The 24,789-nt window shown below is 43.7% G+C and carries 20 protein-coding genes; 5 read left to right on the plus strand and 15 right to left on the minus strand.

The genetic code is table 11. The features are described 5' to 3' along the window. Positions 1–35: 35 nt before the first annotated feature. The 11 genes from lpxD to rpsB form a co-directional block, all read right to left on the minus strand. Complete coding sequence (gene lpxD / locus C505_RS0102775) at positions 36–1,040, minus strand: UDP-3-O-(3-hydroxymyristoyl)glucosamine N-acyltransferase (RefSeq protein WP_018691069.1); 1,005 nt, start codon at positions 1,038–1,040, stop codon at positions 36–38. A 4-nt stretch (positions 1,041–1,044) separates the two neighbouring features. After that, a complete protein-coding gene (locus C505_RS0102780) occupies positions 1,045–1,560 on the minus strand; it encodes an OmpH family outer membrane protein (protein WP_157368747.1) in 516 nt (171 codons plus the stop codon). Positions 1,561–1,581: 21 nt separating this feature from the next. Next, positions 1,582–4,038 carry an outer membrane protein assembly factor BamA gene (gene bamA, locus C505_RS0102785; protein WP_018691071.1) on the minus strand — a complete coding sequence of 819 codons (2,457 nt, stop codon included), beginning with the start codon at positions 4,036–4,038 and terminating at the stop codon, positions 1,582–1,584. Between the two features lie 32 nt (positions 4,039–4,070). Further along, positions 4,071–5,420 (minus strand): RIP metalloprotease RseP, encoded by a 1,350-nt coding sequence (rseP, locus tag C505_RS0102790; protein ID WP_018691072.1) that lies wholly within the window; start codon positions 5,418–5,420, stop codon positions 4,071–4,073. Beyond that, positions 5,417–6,607, minus strand: a complete 1,191-nt coding sequence (gene ispC, locus C505_RS0102795; RefSeq protein WP_018691073.1) for a 1-deoxy-D-xylulose-5-phosphate reductoisomerase — start codon at positions 6,605–6,607, stop codon at positions 5,417–5,419. The genes rseP and ispC overlap by 4 nt, the downstream gene beginning before the upstream one ends. Before the next feature lie 8 nt (positions 6,608–6,615). Then, a complete protein-coding gene (locus tag C505_RS0102800) occupies positions 6,616–7,479 on the minus strand; it encodes a phosphatidate cytidylyltransferase (RefSeq protein ID WP_018691074.1) in 864 nt (287 codons plus the stop codon). Positions 7,480–7,497: 18 nt separating this feature from the next. After that, positions 7,498–8,238: a polyprenyl diphosphate synthase gene (gene uppS, locus C505_RS0102805; RefSeq protein WP_245556322.1), complete on the minus strand. Its 741-nt coding sequence runs from the start codon at positions 8,236–8,238 to the stop codon at positions 7,498–7,500. A gap of 102 nt (positions 8,239–8,340) precedes the next feature. Beyond that, complete coding sequence (frr, locus tag C505_RS0102810) at positions 8,341–8,898, minus strand: ribosome recycling factor (RefSeq protein ID WP_018691076.1); 558 nt, start codon at positions 8,896–8,898, stop codon at positions 8,341–8,343. 69 nt (positions 8,899–8,967) lie between these two features. Then, the gene (gene pyrH / locus C505_RS0102815) at positions 8,968–9,711 is read right to left on the minus strand and encodes a UMP kinase (protein WP_018691077.1); all 744 of its coding nucleotides are present in this window, start codon (positions 9,709–9,711) and stop codon (positions 8,968–8,970) included. Positions 9,712–9,863: 152 nt separating this feature from the next. Then, positions 9,864–10,736 (minus strand): translation elongation factor Ts, encoded by an 873-nt coding sequence (tsf, locus tag C505_RS0102820; RefSeq protein ID WP_018691078.1) that lies wholly within the window; start codon positions 10,734–10,736, stop codon positions 9,864–9,866. A 150-nt stretch (positions 10,737–10,886) separates the two neighbouring features. Then, positions 10,887–11,615, minus strand: a complete 729-nt coding sequence (gene rpsB, locus C505_RS0102825) for a 30S ribosomal protein S2 (RefSeq protein ID WP_018691079.1) — start codon at positions 11,613–11,615, stop codon at positions 10,887–10,889. 301 nt (positions 11,616–11,916) lie between these two features. On the opposite strand from rpsB, the gene map reads away from it, so the two are divergent. The 5 genes from map (at position 11,917) to C505_RS21225 (ending at position 19,440) form a co-directional block, all read left to right on the plus strand. Continuing rightward, positions 11,917–12,705 carry a type I methionyl aminopeptidase gene (gene map, locus C505_RS0102830; protein WP_018691080.1) on the plus strand — a complete coding sequence of 263 codons (789 nt, stop codon included), beginning with the start codon at positions 11,917–11,919 and terminating at the stop codon, positions 12,703–12,705. A 12-nt stretch (positions 12,706–12,717) separates the two neighbouring features. Then, a complete protein-coding gene (glnD, locus tag C505_RS0102835; RefSeq protein ID WP_018691081.1) occupies positions 12,718–15,378 on the plus strand; it encodes a [protein-PII] uridylyltransferase in 2,661 nt (886 codons plus the stop codon). A 10-nt stretch (positions 15,379–15,388) separates the two neighbouring features. Next, positions 15,389–16,213 (plus strand): 2,3,4,5-tetrahydropyridine-2,6-dicarboxylate N-succinyltransferase, encoded by an 825-nt coding sequence (gene dapD, locus C505_RS0102840; protein ID WP_018691082.1) that lies wholly within the window; start codon positions 15,389–15,391, stop codon positions 16,211–16,213. A gap of 236 nt (positions 16,214–16,449) precedes the next feature. Further along, positions 16,450–19,014 (plus strand): reprolysin-like metallopeptidase, encoded by a 2,565-nt coding sequence (locus C505_RS0102845; RefSeq protein WP_018691083.1) that lies wholly within the window; start codon positions 16,450–16,452, stop codon positions 19,012–19,014. A gap of 114 nt (positions 19,015–19,128) precedes the next feature. After that, the gene (locus tag C505_RS21225) at positions 19,129–19,440 is read left to right on the plus strand and encodes a P-loop NTPase family protein (protein WP_018691084.1); all 312 of its coding nucleotides are present in this window, start codon (positions 19,129–19,131) and stop codon (positions 19,438–19,440) included. Positions 19,441–19,630: 190 nt separating this feature from the next. Here the strand turns inward: C505_RS21225 and C505_RS0102855 are convergent, their stop codons facing one another. From C505_RS0102855 to C505_RS0102870, 4 genes are all read right to left on the minus strand, one after another. Beyond that, the gene (locus tag C505_RS0102855) at positions 19,631–20,887 is read right to left on the minus strand and encodes a glutamate-5-semialdehyde dehydrogenase (RefSeq protein ID WP_018691085.1); all 1,257 of its coding nucleotides are present in this window, start codon (positions 20,885–20,887) and stop codon (positions 19,631–19,633) included. A 5-nt stretch (positions 20,888–20,892) separates the two neighbouring features. Further along, positions 20,893–22,002 (minus strand): glutamate 5-kinase, encoded by a 1,110-nt coding sequence (gene proB / locus C505_RS0102860; protein ID WP_018691086.1) that lies wholly within the window; start codon positions 22,000–22,002, stop codon positions 20,893–20,895. Between the two features lie 84 nt (positions 22,003–22,086). Continuing rightward, positions 22,087–23,295 carry an MFS transporter gene (locus C505_RS21230; protein ID WP_018691087.1) on the minus strand — a complete coding sequence of 403 codons (1,209 nt, stop codon included), beginning with the start codon at positions 23,293–23,295 and terminating at the stop codon, positions 22,087–22,089. 57 nt (positions 23,296–23,352) lie between these two features. Beyond that, positions 23,353–24,771 (minus strand): Npt1/Npt2 family nucleotide transporter, encoded by a 1,419-nt coding sequence (locus C505_RS0102870; protein WP_018691088.1) that lies wholly within the window; start codon positions 24,769–24,771, stop codon positions 23,353–23,355. Positions 24,772–24,789: the final 18 nt, after the last annotated feature.

Raw genomic sequence — 24,789 nt, forward strand, 5'->3', positions numbered from 1 at the left:
TGTTTTGATTCAGTCTTCGTGCCATTTCTAGATGATTATTCATCATTCAGTTGGGCTTCTACTTTTTTAAGACGCTTATGCATCTCATTGAGATTTCTGAGTGCGGCTGCATTTTTGCGCCACTCTCGATTGGAGCTTGTAGGCATTCCAGAAGAGTAAATTCCTGGTTCCTCAATGCTTTTAATCACCATAGACATGCCGGTGATTTGCACTTTATCCGTGATTTTCATGTGACCACTAATGGCGACAGCACCGCCAATGACACAATATTTGCCAATCTCAGTACTCCCTGCAACAACAGTACAGCCCGCAATACAAGTATGATCACCAATCACGACGTTATGAGCAATCTGGCATTGGTTATCAATGATCACACCACGGCCAATCACAGTATCATCCAGCGCACCACGATCAATCGTGGTATTCGCACCGATTTCCGTTGATGCATGAACGATCACTCCCCCTAACTGTGGGATCTTTACCCATGTTCCGCGGTCATTGGCAAACCCAAATCCGTCGGCGCCAATCACCGCACCAGCATGGATCAAACAATCCTCTTCAATCACAACACCGTGATAAACCGTGACATTGGCCCAAAGGCGTGTATTCGCTTGGATAATTGTGTTGTGACCGATATAGCATCCAGGCCCGATGATGACATGTTCACCGATTTCAGCACCCGCCTCGATGACCGTATTTACCCCGATTTGAGCACTGTGTGCTACCGAAGCTTTTTCGGAGATAGTGGCGCCTTGGGTGTGGGATCTTGGGGTTGAGTCCAAAAGCTGTGCAACTTTTGCATACCCCAAATATGGGTTACCCATCACGAGGCCTGCACTTTGTAAAAACGGAATATCAGCTTCGGATACAATCACAGCTGACGCCTCAGTGACCTCTAAGTGGTGTCGATATTTTGGATTCGCTAAAAAAGCAATCTGCCCAGATTGGGCAGATTGTATTGTTGCGATTGATTCGATATTTATCTCACCATCGCCATGCACTTGTGCACCGATGGCATCTGCAATCTCTTGTAACTTCATCGCATTATTTCAGCTTGCTGACTCTTTCAAATACGGCTTCTGTAATTTCATGCGTTGGATTGTTATAAATGATCGTTTGCTTTGGCATCACGATATCAATCTTTTGTTCTGTTGCAACAGTAGAAACAGTTTGAACAATCAATGCTTGCATACGGCGGTTGACTTGCTCTTGACGCTCTCTCATACGGCGTTGTAACGGTTGCCCTAGCGTCTGCAGCTCTGCCTGTAAGCCTTCTAGTTTCTTTTCAAGCGCGGTTTTATCTTTCTTACTCATCGTTGCAGCATCACGCTTCAACTTTTCAAGATTGAATTTGAGATCGCCTTGAAGCTTTTGGACTTTCTGCATCTCATCACCAAATTCCTTTTGTAACTGCTCTTTCGCTTTTTCAACTTGCGGCAAACGCTGGAAAATCGACTGCATATCAACAATGCCAATTTTCTGCTGCTTTGCGAAAGCTTGCCCCATCGTAGCTGCCATAAGAACACAGATTAGCGCAATATTCATTACTACCTTATTCAACTTTATTCTCCTAAATCTTTATTAGAATCGAGCCCCAATTGTAAAGCTAAAGAACTCGGTTCTGTCTTCTGGCTGACGCTTCAACTGACGCGAAAAACTGAAGGTCATTGGTGCCATTGGTGAAATCCACTGCAATGATAAACCAACCGAAGAGCGAATTCGAGTCGGATCACTATAATCAGCAAGATCATGTGTGCCACTCTGCGGCACGTCCTTATATGCATCGATGTTGAACTCTGTATCCCAAACGTTACCCACATCAACAAAAAAGCTTGTTCGTACCGCATTTCGATAATCATCGCTGATAAATGGTGTCGGGAAAATCAATTCCAATCCACCAACAGCCATCGCATTACCACCAACTAAACTATTGGAAACAAAGACTGACTCGACTTGGTTCCCTCTTGTTGTTGTAAATGTACCATCCTTATTTGGCGTCCCAGTGACTTGCGTGTACATCGACTGCAATGCACGTGGCCCTATTGTATTGGACTCAAAACCTCTTACTTTCTGACCTGAATAGAAATTTTCCCAGAACGGTAAATCTTGGTCAACGCCGCCAATATCACCATAACCATTGCCATAACCAAGGTTTAGCTTCGCAAGGAAAGTCCACTGGTGATCATTGGAAAGCGGGTAATAAAATCGATGTGATGAGGTCAGCTTGTAAAATTTCAAATCCGAGTTCGGTGTCGAAACCTTCATATTGACCGAGTTATACGTTCCTTCTGTCGGGAAGCGCCCTCGGTTTAAAGTATTTCTTGTCCAGCCAGTATTGAGTTCAAACGTCTCAAAATCCAGACCTTCACCCGTTTCATTAAATTGATTAATAAATTGTTCTATTTGATCATAAATACTAATCGAAGACAGCTGGTTGCGATTATAGCCGATGCCAACACTAATCCGGTTGTTATCATCCATTGGGAAGCCAGCCGTCGTACTGACACCATAAGCTTTACTCTTATATCGAGATAAACTCGCTCGACCAGCATCAAAGTCTCTGTAATAGACGTTTCCACCTAAGCTCACCCCATCAATTGTATAGTACGGGTCCGTATAGGAGAGTGAAATATTTTTGCTATAGGAAGATGTATTTAAGCGAAGTGAAACCACATCACCTGTTCCCATAAAGTTGTTTTGGGACATACCGAACTGGAAAGCAAGCTTGTTGTAGCTACCATAGCTAATCCCTGCTTCAAACTGACCTGATGGTTGCTCTTTCACTGAGAAAATGACATCAACGAGGTCGTCTTCACCCGGTACTTTTTCAACTTTATAATCGACTCTTTCAATGTAAGATAATCGTTGGATGAGCGTTTTAGAAAGATTTAATTGCTGCTCTGACATCCAAGCACCTTCCATCTGGCGGATCTCACGACGGATCACTTCATCCTTGGTCGTATGGTTGCCTTCGAAAGAAATACGACGGACATAAATCCGTTTTCCTGGCTGAACATGGACGGTTAAAGCAACTTCTTTTTTCGCATCATCAATCGCAGGAATCGTTTCTACTTTTGGATACGCATAGCCCTGATTACTGAGATACGTTTTGATCATTTCTTCCGTTTGAGTGACAATTGAGCCGTTATAAAGCTCACCAGAAACAATCGGTGAATTATTTTCGAGGAAATCTTCCAGTCCTGCCAGCTCTCCAGAAAAGTCGACTTTAGTGACTTTATATTGCTCGCCTTCATCTACATTCAGCGTAATATAAACAGAGTCTTTTTCTGGGGTCACAGAAACCTGATTCGAGTCAACCTTATAACGTAAATAACCATGATCGAGGTAATGACTTTTGACTCGCTCCAAGTCCCCTTTAAGCGTTTCACTTTGATAACGATCACTCGAGAGAAAGCGCCACCATGGTAAGTCTTGCTGACTTTCAAAATGGCGATATAAATCATCATCAGAAAACACTTTGTTCCCGACAATATTAATTTGTTTGACTGAAGCGGCTTTCCCTTCTTCAAATGTGAACTTCAATTTGACTCGGTTTCTAGAAAGCTTCACAACTTGTGCATTCACAGAAGCATTGTATTTACCAACGGAGTGAAAAAAGCTCAACAGGCCATTCTCAATATTCGAGAGGATCGTCCTATCCAATGGCTCACCAACTTTCACACCATTGTTATTGAGTGATTCCTGTAGCTGTTCTTCTTTGATGTCTTTATTACCATCAAACTCAATCGCACTAATTGTTGGACGTTCAATGACTTCAAAAAGAACGATGCCGTCATCAAGGTACACTTTAACATCATCAAAGTGGCCTGTGTGGTACATTTCTCTGATTGTTTGGGAAAGTGTATATCGGGAAACTTCATCACCAACATTGAAAGGAACATGCGTCAAGGTTGCCCCCAATGCCACACGCTGTAACCCTTCTACACGAATATCGCTGACTGTAATTGTATCGGTTGCAGCACTCGCGCAACCTGCCCCTAAGAGGAGAGTAGCCCCAAACCACTGTTTCATTGTCATGTTAGCAAGTACTTCCTAATTTATTGTCGTTCTCATAGCCGCGTTAAATCGTTGAAGATCGCAAGCCCCATCAGAAAAATCACGAGAATGGCACCCATATTGCGCCAAATTTCCTGCACCTTATCAGAGACTGGCTTCCCTTTGAATAGTTCCACGCCCATCATGAATATCTGTCCACCATCCAGTACCGGGAGTGGTAGTAAATTGATCACTGCCAAATTGACACTTATCAGTGCCATAAATGAAAGGAAAGCCACCAAACCAAAGCTTGCATTATATCCTGCTCCTTTTGCGATGGTAATTGGCCCACTGAGCGCTTTCACAGAAATTTCTCCAGTGAGTAACTTCCCAATGGTTGTCACCATTAATACAGTTGTTTTCCAAGTTTCTTCAAATGCAGCACCGATACTATCGAACCAACCATATTGGCGTTCAAAAATATAGCCATCTGGCCAAGGTTCCTGTTCAAAATGGATCCCCACTTGGCCATACTTTTTGTCATTCACTTCAACCGAAGCAAGGATAACAGGCAGCTTTTGGATAACACCATCTCGCTGGAATCCAATCAGCACTGTTTTACCTGGCTTGCTGCGAATGAGCATGACAGCCTGCTTCACATTCTCAAGTGGGATATTATCAACCGAGACAAGGCGGTCGCCAGCTCGAATACCAGCGATTTGTGCAGGGCCTCGCTCTACGACTTGATGAATACTCAGCTTGGATTCAGGGACAAACCGTTGAATGCCAACTTCATTCAGCAAATTCGGTTGGTGGCCAACCATTTTTACATCTTTTAGGTCCAGTACAGCACTGTACCGACGATCATTTTCCTTGTCCATCAGTGCCAAAGTGACGGATGAATCCCCGATATACTTTAATAACTCAGACTGTGCGTCATTCCAGTCGATCACCGGAGTCGATTGAATCGATAATATATGGCTGTTTGGCTTTATTTGTGCGATAGCTGCTGGCGACTCAGGAAGGACTTCTCCAATCACAGGCAACAAAGTCAGCCTTCCCATCATAAAGATCAACCAGTAAAGCACAACAGCCAGTAAGAAGTTTGCGAGTGGGCCAGCTGCAATAATCCAAAAACGCTGCCACATTGGTTTTTCTTCAAAGCAATCCGGTAAGTCTTCCGCACGGATTTTGTCCTCTTTTGAAGACAACATGGAGACATATCCTCCAAGCGGGATCCAACTGACAACAAATTCAGTGCCATATTTATCCGTTGTTCGCCATATTGGTGTCCCAAAACCGATAGAAAATCGTTTGATTTTCACACCGCACTTTCGGGCAACATAAAAATGCCCAAATTCATGAATTGTGATCAAAACACCAAGCAGAACGATTGTCGCCGCAGCGTACCATAAAAAAGTCATATCGCTTTTTGATCCCTCAGTTGTGATGCAAGCAATCGTGCCTGCGCATCAACAGACAACACATCATCAATACATTGAATGTCAGGTAGACTCTGTTGAGTGAGCGTTTGTTCCACAATGATCGCAATATCGGTAAACTTGATCTGCTGTTGAAGGAAAGCCTCAACTGCGATTTCGTTTGCTGCATTAAGGACAGTTGACGCTGCTTGCCCTAGACAACATGCCTCGATGGCTAGATATAGGCATGGGAAACGTGCTTGTTCTGGCTGGGTAAAGGTAAAGTCAAGCATCTTCGTGAAATCCAAAGGAGCAACCCCTGCTTCAATCCGTTCTGGGTAAGCTAAGCCATACGCGATTGGCGTTCGCATATCCGGTTGCCCTAACTGAGCAATCACACTACCATCCACATACTGCACCATCGAGTGGATCATGCTTTGTGGATGAATAACAACCTGAATATCATTCGGTTGAACATCGAACAACCAACGCGCTTCTATAAACTCAAGCCCTTTATTCATCATCGTGGCAGAGTCGACCGAAATTTTTTGGCCCATTGACCAGTTTGGATGTGCAACGGCCTGCTGAACACTCAATTCTGGAAATTGCTCAAGAGGTGTATGGAGAAAAGGTCCCCCGGAACCAGTTAATAAGAGTTTCTGAATTCCTGCATCGATCGGAGATTGTTCACCGGATTGGACAGATGTACTCAAACTTTGAAAGATCGCATTATGCTCACTATCGATTGGTAGTATCTTTGCTTGATACTCCCGCGCTGCATCCATAAATAAAGCGCCAGACATTACCAAAGCTTCTTTGTTCGCAAGAAGTACTTGCTTACCTGCTTTTACCGCAGCTAAAGTCGGTAACAAACCTGCGGCACCAACAATCGCAGCCATCACAATATCAACATTGCTGGATGAAACTAAACCTTCAGAATCAGTTAGCCCTGACAACACTTCGACTTGAATATCTGTCGATTTTAACTTCTGTGATAACGCGGCTGCGGCATCTGGATCGCTCATCAAGGCATACTGAGGACGAAATTCCAAGCACTGCGCATAGATCGTCTCAACGCGCCGATGTGCGACAAGAGAATGAACCCGATATTTATCTGGGTGTCTGCGGATCACATCCAGTGTATTTTGACCAATCGAACCCGTCGAACCAAGAATACAGACTGTACGCATAGGTGCCTCTAGATCAAAACACTATACAAAAGCGCAAAAACAGGCGATGCAGCCAACAAGCTGTCAATTCGGTCAAGCACACCACCATGTCCAGGCAAAATCGAGCCGCTGTCTTTTACGCCTGCATGGCGCTTGAACATACTCTCAGTTAAATCACCAACAACAGAGACCACGGTGACCAAGAATGCTGCGCCAATCAGAAGCGCCCAACGTGATATTTCTATATCAACAAACCATAACAGCAGGACAATATAAAGACCGACAAACCCAAGCGCACCAAGAAAACCTTCTATCGTTTTCCCTGGGCTAACTTTCGGGATCAGCTTATGTTTCCCCATTGCTTTTCCAACAACATACCCACCGACATCAGCTGCCCAGACAATCCCAAGTACAATGAAAATCAACCATGCACCAGCTAATAAGTCGATTTCCATTTGACTCGTACGAAGCACAACTAATGCCATCCAGGCAGGAATGAAAGTTAAGAGTCCAAAAATAGCTCGAACCAGCTGTTGTTTACGCCAAACTCGTTGACCTTTCGGAAAAATCAAGATGAGCAAAAGCGCAATAGTCCACCATAGACTGCCCAGTCCAAGAATATATGACGCTTGGATATTGAGTTCTCCAGACTGCCAAATCACATCCGTAGGAATACCAAGTGCCATAGCGAGGATACCAAGCCCAGTCGCGCCGCAGAAAGCCAAACGACTTGGTAAAGTATCTTTACAAGCATAGAGAGGACCAAACTCCCAAGCACCAAGTAATATGATTGCCGCAGCAAATATCTGAAACCCTGAAATTGGAAGGTAAAAGATCCCTGCCAGTACAAGTGGGGCAAGAATCAGCGCAGTTATAATTCGTTGTTTTAGCAAAAGATCAACCCTTTTGTTTTAACCATGAAATGCAAATTCCTGAATTTGTTGGCTTGTTTGTCCAAATCGCCTCTCTCGGCAATGAAAAGCACGGATCGCATTGATGAGTTCCTCTTCCGAGAAATCAGGCCATAATGTTTGCGTAAAATACATTTCTGCATACGCTAGATGCCAAAGTAAAAAGTTACTGATCCGATAATCGCCCCCGGTGCGAATTAACAAATCAACATCCGGCTGGCAAGACAAAGAAAGATGTTTCCCTAGCAAAGACTCATTGATATCCTGAGGTTGAATTTTGCCTTCAGCAACTTGATAAGCCAAGTTTTTAGCCGCTTGCGCAATATCCCATTGCCCGCCATAGTTTGCTGCGATATTTAGTACGAGCGTCTCATTACTGGCTGTCATATCTTGTGCAAGCTGGATCTGAGACTGAAGCTTGGGAGAGAAACGAGAAATATCACCAATGATATTTAATCGAACACCATTTTTATTCAGAGATTTGACTTCACTTGTCAGCACTTTGAGAAACAGGTTCATCAATCCGGACACTTCATCTTCCGGTCGATGCCAGTTTTCACTACTGAAAGCGAATAAAGTTAAGTGTGGTACACCTTGCTCGATGCAGACTCTTACCGTTCTTCTGACTGCGTCAACGCCTTGACGATGTCCCCATATTCTAGGGCGTGAACGGTTTTGTGCCCAGCGGCCATTGCCATCCATGATCACAGCGATATGTTTTGGCGGTTCTGCTTGCATCATCTTTGTTTCAAGGTGACTCATTCGTTTACTTTTTTATCAATAAAAACGCCGCGTAGTATAACCTAGGCGGCGTTATATCCATAACATTTATTTTGAAGAGGTTTAGATTTCCATCAGCTCTTTTTCTTTGTCCACAAGCAGTTCCTCAACATTTTTAATGAAGGAATCTGTCAGCTTTTGGATTTCATCTTCTGCTTTACGTAATTCGTCTTCACTGATTTCTTTATCTTTCTGCAATTGCTTTAAATCGCTATTTGCATCACGACGAATATTACGGACTGCAACACGACCATTTTCAGCTTCAGATTTAACCAGTTTCACTAAATCGCGACGACGCTCTTCCGTTAATGGTGGTAGTGGTACCCGAATGATTGTACCAGCTGATGCGGGATTTAAACCAAGATCTGAGGTCATGATTGCCTTCTCAACAGCTTGAACCATTGTTTTATCAAAGACTGTTATCGCAAGCGTTCTTGCATCTTCAGTTGTGATATTCGCAACCTGATTTAATGGTGTATCCGCACCGTAATAAGAAATCTGGAGGCCATCCAGCAAGCTTGGGTGTGCACGGCCCGTACGAATTTTGGAGAGTTGGCTTTTCAGTGAATCAACACTTTTTGCCATGCGGTTTTCCGCATCTTTTTTAATTTCGTTCACCACGTTGGAATTCCTTCATTTCAAAAATGATTAAAGTCTTGCACTTTTTTGGTTGGATGCAATGTTCGCAAACTAACCGTTTAACTGTTCCTGGTGATGGATCAGCGTCCCCTCTTCTTCCCCCATGACAACACGCATGAGCGCACCTGGTTTCATCATGTTGAAAATACTGAGCGGTAAACTGTGGTCTCGTGCCAATGTAAAGGCTGCCAGATCCATGACCTTAAATTCTTTATCGATGACTTCGTTGTAGCTTAAACGACGAAGGAGTGTCGCATCCGGATTTTTCACCGGATCATCTGTGTAAACCCCGTCTACTTTCGTTGCTTTAAGAACAACATCCGCTTCAATTTCAATACCACGTAAACATGCCGCTGAATCTGTAGTAAAGAACGGGTTTCCTGTACCAGCCGAGAAAATGACAACACGGCCAGACTTGAGTAAGCTGATTGCTTCTGCCCAGTTATAACTATCACAAACACCAGTTAATTCAATCGCAGACATCAGTCTTGCATTGACATAAGATCGATGAAGCGCATCACGAAGCGCCAGTCCATTCATCACTGTTGCCAACATCCCCATGTGATCGCCGACCACACGATTCATGCCAACTTCTGCCAGTCCCTGACCTCGAAACAGGTTACCACCACCGATAACCAGCCCAACTTGAACACCTAACTCTACAACCTCTTTGATCTCTTGGGCCATTCGATCAAGAACTTTGGCATCAATGCCGAAAGGCTCATCCCCCATGAGGGCCTCACCACTTAATTTGAGGAGGATTCTTCTGTACGCAGGCTTTGGATTTATACTCATAGTTTTCTCAGTCGCAAGTCGCAAGTCGCAAATGTTATAAAAAAACCGCGGCCAAGAGTTGACCGCGGTTATTCTATACGTTTTTTGGGCTTATCGAAAGCCTTAATCCTGACTCAACAGCGTTTTTCAGCTTGAGCTGGATACCGCAGATCTTACTGTTTTGCAGCTTCGATTTGCTTTTGAACTTCAGCAGCGAAGTCTTCTTCTTTCTTCTCGATACCTTCACCAACTTCGAAACGAACGAAGTCAATCACTTCAGCATCTTTCTGCTTCACAAGATCAGAAACAGCAACAGAAGGATCTTTTACGAAAGGCTGACCAGTTAAGCTGATTTCGTGGGTGAATTTCTTCATACGGCCCACAACCATCTTCTCTGCGATTTCAGCTGGCTTGCCAGATTGCATTGCAATATCAACCTGGATCGCTTTTTCTTTCTCAACAACTTCAGCAGGAACCTGTTCTGGCGTCACAAACTGAGGGTTGTTTGCAGCAACGTGCATTGCAAGATCTTTTGCAAGCTCTTCATCACCGCCTTTTAATACAGTCACAACACCGATGCGGCCACCGTGGACGTATGCACCTAGACGCTCACCTTTGACAATAGCAACACGGCGAACATTGATGTTCTCACCGATTTTTGCAACGAGGTTTGCACGCGTTTCTTCAACAGAGATACCGTCAAGGTCAGCTGCTTTTAGTGCTTCAATATCGTCGATCTGATTTGCAAGTGCCAAGTCTACAACTTTGTTACCGAATGCAAGGAAGCTTTCGTCACGCGCAACGAAGTCAGTTTCACAGTTGAGTTCAACAACTGCAGCAACGCCTTCAGCTTGCTTGATTAGGATTGCACCTTCAGCAGCAACACGGCCAGCTTTCTTTGCAGCTTTTGCTTGACCGCTTTTACGCATGTTTTCGATTGCTTGCTCGATATCGCCGTTCGTTTCTTGAAGGGCTTTCTTACAATCCATCATACCAGCGCCAGTGCGCTCACGTAGCTCTTTTACTAGGGCAGCAGTAACAGCCATTATGAATTTCCTCAATGAATTTTTTGGGTGTGGCAGAGAAGCCTCTACCAAGCGTAAGAAAATAGTTAGATTGAAAATGGACGGATGTAAAGATTACATCAGAACAATTTCGTATATACGCCACCTGGGGTCAGATGGCGTATCAAACGATTATTCTTCTGCAACGTAACCGTCTTTTTCAGCCTGAGCTTCGATGTTGCTCTCACGACCTTCGATTGAAGCGTCTGCAACTGCACCTGTGTAAAGTTGAATTGCACGGATCGCATCGTCGTTACCAGGGATAACGTAGTCAACGCCATCTGGGTTCGAGTTAGTATCAACAACAGCAACAACTGGAATACCTAGGTTTTTCGCTTCTTTGATTGCAATGTGCTCGTGGTCTGCGTCGATCACGAATAGTGCATCAGGAAGTCCAGCCATTTCTTTGATACCGCCAAGGCTCTTTTCAAGCTTTTCCATCTCACGCGTGCGCATTAACGCTTCTTTCTTCGTTAGTTTGTCGAAAGTACCGTCTTGGCTTTGCGCTTCAAGATCTTTTAGACGATTGATTGATTGACGAACTGTTTTCCAGTTAGTCAACATACCACCTAACCAACGGTGGTTTACGTAGAACTGGTCACAACGAAGTGCTGATTCTTTGATCGCTTCACTTGCGCTGCGCTTCGTACCAACGAACAAGATTTTGCCTTTCTTAGCAGCAACACTTTGTAGGAAGCTCAAAGACTCGTTGAACATTGGAACAGTGTGCTCAAGGTTGATGATATGAACCTTGTTACGCGCACCGAAGATGAATGGCTTCATCTTTGGGTTCCAGTAACGAGTTTGGTGACCGAAGTGTACGCCAGCCTGAAGCATATCGCGCATTGATACATTTGCCATAATTCTTTCCTCAATATTGGGGTTAGGCCTCCATACATCCCATTTACCCGACCATCAAGTGGCACCCCGGGAAACGTGTCGATGTATGTGTGTTTTTACAAAATTAATGTGTACGATTTTTCTGATTGCGAAAAACCGCGCAGCTTTATACCATATTCAGAAGTAAAAAGCCAATTTATGTTCACTTTGCCCGTCAAAAACATGACTACCCTAAACAGTGTAGAAGCTGCGGGTAAAAGGTATAATTGGCAGTTCAAGTGTACTGGCATGTGGTCAGTGACACTGCATAAATGAGGATTACATGAGCGTTGTCATAAAAACCCCGGAACAAATCGAAAAAATGCGCGTTGCTGGTAAGCTGGCTGCCGAGGTCTTAGAGATGATTGGCCCGCACGTCAAACCTGGCGTTACAACTGAAGAACTCAATCAGATCTGTCACGATTATATCGTCAACAAGCAAGGCGCAATCCCTGCACCACTCAACTATCACGGTTTTCCTAAATCTATCTGTACATCGGTCAATCAAGTGATCTGTCATGGGATACCAAATGAGAAAAAGCTCAAAGATGGCGATATTATCAATATCGATATTACGGTGATCAAAGATGGTTATCATGGTGATACCAGCAAAATGTTCATGGTTGGAAAACCAAGCATCATGGGTGAACGCTTATCCAAAATTACCCAAGAGTGTCTTTATAAAGCGCTCAGAATCGTCAAACCAGGCACAACACTTGGCGACATTGGACACGTGATCCAACAACATGCAGAAAAACATAATTACTCCATCGTACAAGAGTTTTGTGGTCATGGCATTGGTGAAGGATTTCACGAAGAACCACAGATTTTGCATTATGGAGAACCAAATACTGGGATGGAACTTCAAGCAGGTATGTGTTTCACCATTGAACCGATGGTCAATGCGGGAAAACGCCACTGTAAAGTTTTGAAAGACAACTGGACAGCAGTGACCAAAGATCGCAGTCTCTCTGCGCAATGGGAGCATACAATTCTGGTTACAGACACTGGCTGTGAAATCCTCACCTTACGGAGTGATGAAGACTTGCCACGAGTGATCACCGCAGATTAAAATAGGCGACATATGTCGCCTTTTTATTTGCAGGCTAATGACGTGACTGTCCCAGAACAATACACCTCTGCTATTGCACCTTCGAGCGAACTAGCGGATATCAAATCAGAAATGACTCACTTTGAGTCTTGGCTGATTCAATCCTATCGAGATATTCCCACCCATCAACTCATACAAGCCCGTTCGGAACACACCGATCATGTCATCAAGACCCTTTGGCAGAAATATGAATTACATGAACGCGCCATTACTCTTATCGCCGTTGGTGGTTATGGTCGGGCAGAATTACACCCAAAATCGGATATCGATCTGCTACTCCTTTTAGAACAAGATCTGGATGAATCCTCGCAACATCAAGTCAGCCAGTTTGTGACCGCGCTCTGGGATCTCAAATACGACGTTGGGCAAGCGACTCGTACTCTGGATGAATGCGTTTCATTAGGAAAGAAAGATGTGACTGTTGCTACCACGCTCATGGAAACCCGACTGCTATTCGGTGATGAAACGATATATAAACAGCTTCGAGCCCAAGTGAGGAGTACCGAGTTTTACAGCAGTAAAGAATACTATCTTGCGAAACGAACTGAACAAGAAATCCGCCATGCCCGCTTAGATGAAAGCGCATATAATCTGGAGCCAAACCTCAAAGAAAACCCTGGCGCATTGCGAGATATTCAGACTATCACATGGGTTGCAAAAAGGCATTACAACGCGAGAACAATGGCGCAGCTCATGGAAAAAGGCTATCTGACTTTTGAGGAATATCAAGAACTCAGCGAATGTCAGGAATATCTCTGGCAGATGCGATTTGCACTGCACGCTGTGACTGGTCGTGCAGAAAATCGACTCCTGTTTGACCACCAACCGGAAGTCGCAACCTTTATGGGGTTCGGCAAAGAAGGTAAACGCTCTGTTGAACGAATGATGAAACGATTTTATCGCGTCGTTCAACGCGTCAATGAACTCAACGCGATGCTGCTGCAGCACTTCGATTTAAATATCTTACAATCCAACGCTCACAAAAAATATAAAGAAACCGTGCTTGATGATGACTTTGTTGTCGTTGACCAAATGATCAAAGCTCGGCGCGAATCCGTATTTTCTCATCGTGAGAATTTACTTAAGCTGTTTTGGCTGATTGCGGAGTATCCAGACATTAAAGGGATCCATGCCAGCACCATCCGGCTGATCCGTCTTGTCCGCATGCGCTTGATGGGTGAACTGCAAGACTTCGAAACCTGTCGTCGTTTATTCCTAAAGATATTACGCCATCCAAGAGGTATGGGGCTTGCGTTTACGTTAATGCACAAGCATGCGATCATTGCGAATTACCTTCCGGAATGGAGTACCATCGTCGGACAAATGCAGTTCGACCTATTTCACGCGTTTACCGTAGATGAACACACGCACCGGGTGCTCAAGAACCTCTATCGCTATCAACTCGACAACTATAAAGAAGAGTTTCCGCTCTGCTCACAAATTGTCAGTTCTATGGATAAGCCAGAACTACTCTACCTTGCTGGTATTTTTCATGATATTGCAAAAGGTCGTGGCGGAGACCATTCAGAGCTTGGCGCCATTGATGTGCAAAACTTTGCGCGTCTCCATGAGCTGAGTGATATCGACACCAAACTCATCACTTGGCTGGTAGAAAACCATCTGTTAATGTCAGCCACTGCCCAGCGAAAAGATATTCATGATCCCGATGTCGTGACTGAGTTTGCCAGAAGAGTAAAAAACCAAACTTATCTCAATTATCTCTACTGCCTCACGGTCGCTGATATTCGCGCAACAAATGATAACCTATGGAATTCATGGAAGAATGTTTTACTTCGTGACCTGTTCCTGCTCACACAAAAAGCGTTAAAGCGTGGACTGGAAAACCCCATGGATCAACGGGACTTTATACGAGAAAACCAAAAAGAAGCTTTACAACAATTATTGGAACTTGGATATGAACAATCGGCTATTTCTGCACTTTGGGAACGGTTTTCAGCAGATTATTTCTTAAGGTATCGTGTCAAAGAAATTGTGTGGCATTGCAGTGCGATGTTAAAAACACCACTGGAGTCCCCTTTTGTCCTCGTCAGCGAGTCACCCATTCGTGGAGGCACCCAAATATTTATTTATGTCGAAGATCAACCTTTCCTGCTCAGCAAAATCGTTTCTATTTTGGACCAGAAACAACTGAATAAACTCGATGCAACCATCATGAATAGTAAAGATGGCTTTGCATTGGATACATTTATCGTGTTGGATAAACATGGAAAAGCAATTGATGGTCAGTCAAAAGCTCAAAGACTGGCAAATTCAATTCAAAAAATGCTTCAGCAAGATAAGCCTGAAAACCGTAAAAAACGCCTTTCTCGACGTATCAAATCCTTTACCAATGTTCGACCACAAGTCGACTTTTTACCGACGACACAAAAAAATCACACAATGGTTGAGATCACAGCCCTTGACATGCCGGGCCTTCTCGCCCAAATTATCCAAGTTTTCCATCAGTGTCGTCTTGTTGTGCATTCCGCAAAAATCACCACTGTCGGTGAGCGGGCTGAGGACTACTTTTTAGTGTCAAATGAAGACAATACACCGTTGGATACAAAACAACAGTATTATTTACAAGAACGCATGACCGAACAGTTGAGTCATGCACAATCTGTGCTTTCCTAGAGGATCAACAATGGAGCAGCTGAAAAATACCATCGAAACAGCATTCGAAAACCGCATGAATATCACACCCAGTAGTGTGACGCCTGAGGTGAAAGAAGCAGTACTTAAGGCCATAGAATTACTTGACTCAGGTCAGGCGCGGGTAGCAGAGAAAGTTGCTGGGGAATGGGTCGTCCATCAATGGCTGAAAAAAGCTGTCTTGCTGTCATTTCGTATCTTCGATAATCAACAAATAGACGGTGCAGAAACCCAATATTTTGATAAAGTCCCACTGAAGCATGCTGAATATACACTGAAACAGTTCGAAGAAGACAAAGTCCGTGTCGTACCACCAGCTGTAGCACGAAAAGGCACCTATTTAGCACCTGGTGTTGTCCTGATGCCTTCCTACGTCAATATTGGCGCTCACGTCGGTGAAAATACAATGGTCGATACATGGGCAACTGTTGGTTCATGTGCACAGATTGGGAAAAACGTTCACCTTTCTGGCGGTGTTGGTATTGGTGGCGTACTTGAGCCACTTCAAGCCAATCCAACCATTATCGAAGACAACTGTTTTATCGGTGCTCGCTCTGAGATCGTTGAAGGTGTCATTGTTGAAGAAGGTGCAGTCATCTCTATGGGTGTTTACATTGGTCAAAGTACACGAATTTATGATCGTGAGACTGGCCAAGTTCACTATGGCCGAGTGCCAGCAGGCTCTGTTGTTGTCCCTGGTTCAATTCCATCGAAGGACGGCAGCCATAGTCTTTATGCTGCGATAATCGTGAAAAAAGTCGATGCTCAAACCCGTGAAAAAGTCGGTATTAATGCGCTTTTGCGAAGTATTGATTAATTAATCAAATTTTTTTTAAGGTTCTTTGACGTCTCAAAGAACCCTAATCGCTCAAAAATTGACCAATTAACTCATTCTTTTTTCTAGCATTCCCGATTCCAACACCACCAAAACTAATGAATTTTCTAAAGAAAATCCCACAAAATAATTAAATTTACATCTTGTTAAAATATTAATTTCATATATCATAGTGCGCTTTATGACCGAATCCAGTTGCTGTCTTATACGGAGTATCTATGAAACTGAAGTTTGCTAGCCTTCTTCTATTACCAACATTTTTTATCCAGGCTGAACAATTATGGACCCCTCACCTTCAAACAAAGGATAATGTTGTTGCATCCAGAAGCGCGCAAGATACGTTAAGTGCCCAATTTCAGTTATCCAGCATTGATGAGCTAAGACAGCAGATACAAGAACAGGGTGGTATTCGTATTCCACTCCCGCAGGGTGATTTCATTTCAATTCAGCTTATTGAAGATCAGATACTTCCGGCAAACCTTGCGGAAAAGTACCCACACCTGAAGAACTATCAAGCGATAAGTGTAGATGGGCTTCCGATGGGACAATTCAGTATGACTGGTGATGAGTTCCAAGGTTTATTTCAATACGAAGGCAGATTTATTCAGCTTGAGCGTGTCAACGCTGAGTCGAACATTTATCGTGTCAGCTACCCTCAGACACAAAAAGACCATGAATTAAAGATGAGTGAGCCCAAACAACTCCCATTTACAGAGAATGCTCTGCAACTCAGATTTGGTGGTCCGGTCGCTAGTCGCTCATCAAACGAAAGACAAACATTTAGAATTGCATTTTCAGCGACATCCAGTTTTACACAAGCCTTGGGTGGAAAAGAAAAAACAATGGCGAGGATCACGCAACTTGTTAGTAATATAAATGCGATCTATATCACAGATCTGAATATCCGTTTTACGTTATCTCCAGCACAAGATCAACTTATCTTTGATCATCCGAGCCGAGATCCTTTCCCTGCAAACTTAACCAAGGACCAATTTACAACTGAGAATACACGAGTGCAATCTCCTTTCCATGATCAACTTGATATCGGAATGGTCCTTACAAAATTGGGGCAACTTGGTCGCTCGATGTACACTGGTGGTGGCCTTGCTTATTTTAAAACACTGTGTAGCGACCCGGATCACAACAATAGAAGCAAATCATCCGCTGTCTCAGAAACAAGCGATCCGTACAGAGGTACATTTTACCTAATAATTGCCCATGAACTCGGTCACCAGCTTGGCGCAAACCACACCTATAACAGCTGTCTTGATGCAGAAGGCAGACCTTTGAATAATATGTTTAGGAAACAAACCGATTCTTACGTAGAGCCAGGCAGTGGCTCTACGATTATGGCCTACCCTGGCGTATGTGGTGCACATAATCTCAAGGATAAAGATAAGTTAGAAATTGACAGCCCAAGTCACCATTTTCACTCATATTCCATTGAAGAAATGAATCAATTTCTAGCATCTGATACTATCAAAAGTTGTGGTTCAAGGGAGATCACTTCAAACCACGAACCTGTGATCCAAGACTCCAGTATTGTGGGTGATCTAAAAATTATCCCTGCAAATACACCCTTTATGCTCAGTGGGATCGCTGAAGATTTAGATAACGATCCATTGACTTATATCTGGGAGCAGGCGGATAGCTCACAACCTAGAACAGCAGGAAAAATTAATACAGATACCGGTGAAGGTCCATTATTCCGTACGTATTCACCAACAAGTGAAAACAGCCGAACGTTTCCTCTGATGCAGCATCTCCTCAACCCAAATGATTGGAAAGAAACGCACAAAGCAAAGGTCAAAACTGGCGATGTGACTTTCTCGGGTGTCAATGGTGAAACTCTACCAACAACACAACGAGAGGTTCATTTCAATTTGACTGCTCGTGATGGCGATGGGGGTGTGTCAACAAAACAGATTTCTTTCTTGGTGACAGATACAGTTGGCCCTCTTACTGTCCATGACTTTGAACAACATGCGAGCTTTGATGAGATAGAGAGTGTTAGCTGGGACGTTGCTGGCACAGATGCCCCAGATTATTCATGTCAAGAAGTGAATATCAGCCTATTGGAAGTCACCGAAGAGCCTCTCAAGAATACGCATACAGAGACACGCTACCAAGTCCTTACAGAGTATCCATTAACGACAAAACCAGTAGACAACAATGGTGATGCTTTTGTCAGCTTACCAAACCAGAATATCCCTAAAGCACGTATCAAAGTCAGTTGTGCTGATAATATATTCTTTAATATTTCAAACAAAGATTTTGCGGTTTCCAAGCGACTGGATAAACCAAGTGTCTCATCCATTGAGACTGCAAAAACTGTGAAACAAGGGCAAAGAATAGAGCTGACACCATCTCAACTCAATATCGATAATTTGACCCTCAATGAAAATCAATCATGGGTTATTAATGTACCTGACTTTTCATTCAAATATTCCGTGAAGCAGGAAGTACAACCTGATGTAGACGAAGAAAAAACCATTATCCAGCTACAAAACAACTATTATGGTGATTTATCAATCCCTGTTGTTGTCGACATGATCACAGATGATGGAAGTGGTGTGGTTGCTCGTAGGACAATTGATACTTACATGCTCAAAATCAAAGTAAGTCCAAATAAAAAGCTGCGGACAACTGATTTGCCAACAACAGGGACAACACCACGTGACACAGGCACTGTACCAACATCTCAGAATAGTGGGGGTGGAGACAGTGGTGGCGCTTCATTCTTGTTCTTATTCACCATTCCGCTTCTTTTTAGAAGGAAATAAAGGTCAATCAACCTCAGGAAAAAACTGAATAAACTGCGTAGATCACCCTGCGCAGTTGTCTCTTCTCAACAGCCACACCTATTTTAATATCCATATATCATTGTTTTCAAAGTATTGATCATACTTTTATTTGTATTGGAGCCTCACCTGACTTACGGAATAAAAATAGAAACACGTCATGTCAGTAAAGTTTTCTCAACCGATGAAATGGACTCTTACGCCCTGCAAGATATCAACCAGAAAATTAACGAAGGGGACTACTTCATTGAAGGCATAAACGTGAGTCAGCTTTCAGTTGATCGATGCGCTGAAATACGAGCAGATAAGATTGGCTTTATTTTCCAACAGCTCAATCTGATTGACGAGTTCTCTGTTTTTGACAATATTGCATTGCCATTGCACGTGGGCAGATTGCCAATCCAGTGATTCTTCTTGTCGATGAGCCAACAGGCAACCTTGACTCTAAACATGGTAACATCATCATGGACATGCTCACTCAAATGAATCAAGAAGGGACAACGATCTGTATGGATAGAAAAAAACGGGTGTAAAAAAATGGACTCGTCATTCCGGGATCTCCCGGTTTGACGAGCCTTGGATCCAATCATGACCTATCTCATGAACGGATCAGACCATCCCCAATACCAATCCATTTGTATGTTGTGAGCTCTTCAAGACCCATTGGGCCACGCGCATGAAGTTTTTGAGTAGAAACCGCGACTTCTGCACCCAGGCCAAATTGTCCACCATCCGTAAATCGCGTGCTCGAATTGACATAAACAGCAGCAGAGTCCACAGAATTCATAAACCGCAATGCTTGCGTCCAGTTTTCTGTCAGAATACCATCAGAGTGGCCAAAAGAGTGATGCCGGATATGATCGATGGCTTCATCGATATCATGTACAAGCTTTATCCCAAGGGTCAAAGAGAGCCACTCGGTCGAGAAATCATCTTTACCTGCAAGCGCAAGTCGCTGAACGCCCGCTTCTTCAAGTAAAGGTTGTGTATCCTCTGTGGCCTGAACTTGAATGGCATGGGTATTGATTTCATCTGCAAGCTTTGCAAATAAAGCCTTTGCTATAGGGCGATGGACCAAGATCGTATCCAATGCATTACACGCTGATGGACGATGAACCTTTGCATTGATCAGGACTGGAATCGCTTTGTCGATATCTGCACTTTGTTCCACAAATAAATGACAAATCCCCATACCACCCGTGATCACTGGGATCGTACTTTGTTCCTTGCACAGTTGATGTAAACCACTGCCTCCTCTTGGGATCAGCATATCCACATATTGGTCCATCCTCAGAAGCTCACTAACCAGTTTTCTGTCTGGACTATCAATAAACTGGATAGCATCCGATGGAAGCCCTGATTGCCCCAAGGCCTGCTGGATCAATCGAACAAGAATTCGGTTGCTATGAATCGTCTCTGATCCACCACGTAAAATCGCGGCATTTCCTGTTTTTAAACAGAGTGAAGTAATATCGACTGTCACATTGGGACGCGCCTCATAAATCACCCCAATCACGCCGATTGGTACCCTTCTTTTCGATAAGCGCAGACCATTTTCCAAAACTTGACCATCCGATTCTTTGCCAACCGGATCTGGGAGTAAAACGACTTGGCGGATATCATTGATGATCCCGCGAAGGCGCTCGGAAGTGAGCAAAAGTCTATCGAGCAGTGCTTCTGTTAGTCCTTTTGCACGTGCAGCCTCAATATCTTTCGCATTCTCTGTCAGTATCTCCGACTCATACTTCGTTAATACCTGAGCAATCTCTTCTAATGCTGCATTTTTTTGGGCTGACGACATTGTTGCCAATGCATAACTGGCTTCTTTTGCCGCTCTCCCTTGTTGTTCTAACATCAAGCTTACCCTTCTAATAAAACTAAATCGTCACGATGGACTGCAACCGAACCGTAGACATAACCGAGAATGGATTCAATTTTTTCTGAGTGATGTCCTGCGATTTTTTGCATCTCTTGGCTATCATATCGTGCAATCCCACGGGCCAGTTCTGTTTTTTCCATATTGACGATTCGGACCACTTCACCCCGTTTAAAGTGACCTTGAACTCGGGTGATCCCCTTCGGTAGCAAACTACTTCCTTTCTTTTGGACCGCAAGACAAGCACCTGCATCAATTGTAATTTCTCCCGCAGGCGGAGGACCAGCAAGGATCCATTGTTTTCTACTCTCCAAGCGTGTCTGAAGCGCAGGAAATCGAGTCCCAATCGTCTCACCTTCTGCAAGTCTCGTGATGACATCCGGCGTATGACCTGCCGCAATCACCACATCTATCCCTGAATGTCTGGCAACATCCGCAGCCTGTAGTTTGGTTGCCATACCGCCTGTGCCAAGGCCATTATCCGTGCCACCAGCCAGTTTTCTCAGCGTCTCATCAATCGTTTTGACTTCCGGGATCAGCTCTGCGTCTGGGTTTTTCCTCGGATCGTCCGTAAAAAGTCCCGTCTGATCCGTCAGTAAATAAAGTTGGTCAGCCTGGGCAAGGGTAGCAACCATCGCTGACAGGTTATCATTATCACCCACTTTGATTTCTGCTGTAGCAACAGCATCGTTTTCATTAAAAATTGGAATGATACGGTAATTCAGTAGTGTTCTCAGTGTATCTCGTGCATTCAGATATCGTTCGCGATCTTCCAGATCTGCGCGAGTCAACAACATTTGTCCAACGTGACGCCCATATATATTGAATAAATGCTCCCAGGCAAGGATCAATTGACTTTGACCAACCGATGCAAGCATCTGCTTATGAGATAAAGTATCCGGCAAATCAGGAATAGAAAGGTGCTCTCTCCCAGCAGCAACCGCACCGGAAGTTACTAATATGATATCGTGGCCCTTTTCATGAAGACGCGCGCACTGGCGGACCAATTCAACCATATGTGCACGATCCAAATTGAGTGTGCCGCCAGTCAACACACTCGTACCGAGCTTGACGACGATCGTTTTCTTCTGCATAACAAGTCCCCTCAACAATCTTCCTTTATAACGGAAATCCGATCTCTGATTCAATAGTCAGCGTGTTATCCGCTCATATTTTCTCTAGTACTTTCTGGAAAGGTACGCACACCATGTACCAACAATACAAAGCATGACCACCGATGCCGCTAGCCCCATCGTCGTATATTTCTCAAATAAGATAGCGATAAGTGGTGCGCCGACTGTGGACCCTAAATTTCCAAGTTGAGCAACTGCACCAATACTATTTGATTGCTCAGATTCATCATTTGTCATGTAAGGGATCAATGCAAAAGATGCACCTTGGAGAAGACCAGAGCAAAATAAGGTGCACATACATAGAAGTTGCAGGATATAGCTGGTCTCTGAAAACCAATGTGTCGCAGAAATAAAAAGCGCTATTCCAAGAAAAGATAGCTTTGCAAGGGTTTTGGGGGAAATGAAGTACTGTGCAATAAACCCGGCTAGTAAGGTACCTATCATGCTCGTGAGCGGTAGTACAATCATCAAAAAATCCGTCACTTTTTTCTCATCTGAAACTCGGGGTAAAAAAGTGAGTAAAGCGACAAACATCAGCGCATGAAACAAGAAAATAATCGCGGGGAAGCAGGTCTTCGGATTTGAATAGATTTCTTTTAAATCTTTGGGTAGTTGCGCCAAAAACTTTATGAGAGAAAAGCCTTTCGAATCAGTAGAAGTTCCGCTTACAGCAAGGCTAACGAGTGCAATACAAACAAACAAAGACAAAGCATGTGCTGTATACAAACTCTGAAACCCAAACTGTTCAATCAGGTCAACACCAACCCATCCTGCAACTGCATAACCAACGCCAAAGAAGGTTCCCCAAAGCCCCATCGTGATGGCTTGATGTGATTTGGCGGAGTTCATCACGATCAATGTTGGCGCTGCAACCACAATCCCTAAATGTGAAGCACCTTCTAAAATACGACTCAAAACAAGAATCGACAGTGGTGGTGTTTGCGCTTGCACGATGGAGAGGATAACCCCTAGGAATAACGAGTAAATCAGTACTTTCTTGAATCCAACGCGATTCGCAACAACTCCTGCTGTTGCCCCAAAGAGCAAACCCACAAAACCAACAATGGATAGCGCAATTCCTATTGCACCAGGACCTGAAGCATAATGTGCCAATAAGTGTTCATAAGTAATTGAAAATTTCGCAAATTGGATCGCGGAAAAAACACCGCAGAGCCATAGTAAGATGACAAGAAACCAGTTTGTCGTTTCCTGTTTTTCAAAATAGGTTGTTGTTGCGGTTTGTTTTGTTTGCATACTACACCTGACTGATTAAAAAAATGAACATCGCTACTTTCTTCATATCGATTTTCTTCATGCCGATTGCGTTTTGTTTTTCAATTGACTGCCAATCACGCATGTTGAGTAGATCCAAAGTGGAATGGAGAGAAGAATCAGCATGGCGAGATAGGAATATGTCGCAGATAACATGATGAACATGAATAGCAATGATTGCTGGGTAATTGAGGCCGTGGACTTACCCATTCGTGTTGCAAATGCGTCAGCAAATGATTTACCAAGTCGACGCTCCTGTAATGAGCACGACAGAAAAGCAAGCTCACGTGTATTATCAAAGAACGTTGTTTTCGCTAACTGCATAATACAAGCTTGGATCGCACCAGCAAAAGCAACCACTGCCTCTGGCCTGACGGAAAAAAAGTGCCCTATAGTAGCCGAAAAGTTCCTATAGAACAAACATGTAAAGAACAAAGAGCTGGTCAATGTCAGGCAAATGGGTGTTAAGATTGCGACACGTGTCCAACTGTATTTCTTAAGAAGCCTCCTTGAGATAAAAAAGACCGTGAATGTCACAAGCACACCATTAATTGCGGTAACCCAGGAAAGATAATCGCTGAAATCACCTGGATCGGGATACGCCTTCCCTAAAACATCTTTCCAAATCGTATCAAAGAGCGCATCTGTAAATTCCATCAAAAATACGGTGACTGCAATCCCAATAAAAAATGGGGAGCGGATCAACTGAAGTTTTTCTGAAAGCTGAAAATCATCTTTCCCTTTGCGTGGCAGATGAGGAAGACGAACCTTTCGCACAAGCTTCCAAAAAACATAAAGCTGAAGGAAACAAACCAGAATGAGCAGAAGCATATAGCTAGAAAATTTAAACGACCAAGCTGAGCCAGTTTCAGGGATGACCGTATTTTCTGCCAGAATAAATAACCCTGAAATGAGCCCAATGATCATTGCACTGATATCCAAAGAGAACCAGGGGTAGATGTCTTTTGCACTCTCCGACGAGACAATTTGAGAAATGATATTCCAAAATATCAATGAGATAAACAAAATTGACCAGGTATCAGCCATCACATAAAACAAGGAAATCGGCCAGTACTCAATCATTAACCCTAAACTTTGTAACCCACTGGGCAAGACTTGATAGATATATTTCAAAACGTCTTGCGGGATCACGCCAGGGTGATACGGCCACAAAAAAAGGTAAAAAGCCGCGAAGAAAGTCGTAAAGACGCCTGTGATTACCTGAAAAACACGCAGTGGTGAATAACGCACAGACAACCAGTTGAAGAGATAAATCGCCAAAATCGTAAACGGGATCAAGGCCCATGTTTTTAAAAATGGGATCAGTTGGGCACCCAAGTTGGGGTTCGATACAACAAGCGTATCTTTCAGAATTTTTAGTATTTTTGTATTAAAGGTGAAGCATGACAATAACGTCATCATCAATATGAAATTTGCTTTTGGGGCTGAGAGTTTCATGAACGACTTGATTACCTA

It is taken from the genome of Algicola sagamiensis DSM 14643 (assembly GCF_000374485.1).
Taxonomy (GTDB): Bacteria; Pseudomonadota; Gammaproteobacteria; order Enterobacterales; family Alteromonadaceae; genus Algicola; species Algicola sagamiensis.

Bases quoted from the DNA above. Each gene is read 5' to 3' on its own strand.
- dapD (WP_018691082.1), top strand. From the start codon at position 15,389: ATGGAGCAGCTGAAAAATACCATCGAAACAGCATTCGAAAACCGCATG.
- bamA (WP_018691071.1), bottom strand. From the start codon at position 4,038: ATGACAATGAAACAGTGGTTTGGGGCTACTCTCCTCTTAGGGGCAGGT.
- tsf (WP_018691078.1), bottom strand. From the start codon at position 10,736: ATGGCTGTTACTGCTGCCCTAGTAAAAGAGCTACGTGAGCGCACTGGC.
- proB (WP_018691086.1), bottom strand. From the start codon at position 22,002: ATGCAGAAGAAAACGATCGTCGTCAAGCTCGGTACGAGTGTGTTGACT.
- rpsB (WP_018691079.1), bottom strand. From the start codon at position 11,615: ATGGCAAATGTATCAATGCGCGATATGCTTCAGGCTGGCGTACACTTC.
- uppS (WP_245556322.1), bottom strand. From the start codon at position 8,238: ATGATGCAAGCAGAACCGCCAAAACATATCGCTGTGATCATGGATGGC.
- C505_RS0102855 (WP_018691085.1), bottom strand. From the start codon at position 20,887: ATGTTAGAACAACAAGGGAGAGCGGCAAAAGAAGCCAGTTATGCATTG.
- C505_RS0102845 (WP_018691083.1), top strand. From the start codon at position 16,450: ATGAAACTGAAGTTTGCTAGCCTTCTTCTATTACCAACATTTTTTATC.
- C505_RS0102870 (WP_018691088.1), bottom strand. From the start codon at position 24,771: ATGAAACTCTCAGCCCCAAAAGCAAATTTCATATTGATGATGACGTTA.
- C505_RS21230 (WP_018691087.1), bottom strand. From the start codon at position 23,295: ATGCAAACAAAACAAACCGCAACAACAACCTATTTTGAAAAACAGGAA.
- rseP (WP_018691072.1), bottom strand. From the start codon at position 5,420: ATGACTTTTTTATGGTACGCTGCGGCGACAATCGTTCTGCTTGGTGTT.
- lpxD (WP_018691069.1), bottom strand. From the start codon at position 1,040: ATGAAGTTACAAGAGATTGCAGATGCCATCGGTGCACAAGTGCATGGC.
- map (WP_018691080.1), top strand. From the start codon at position 11,917: ATGAGCGTTGTCATAAAAACCCCGGAACAAATCGAAAAAATGCGCGTT.
- glnD (WP_018691081.1), top strand. From the start codon at position 12,718: ATGTCGCCTTTTTATTTGCAGGCTAATGACGTGACTGTCCCAGAACAA.
- pyrH (WP_018691077.1), bottom strand. From the start codon at position 9,711: ATGAGTATAAATCCAAAGCCTGCGTACAGAAGAATCCTCCTCAAATTA.
- ispC (WP_018691073.1), bottom strand. From the start codon at position 6,607: ATGCGTACAGTCTGTATTCTTGGTTCGACGGGTTCGATTGGTCAAAAT.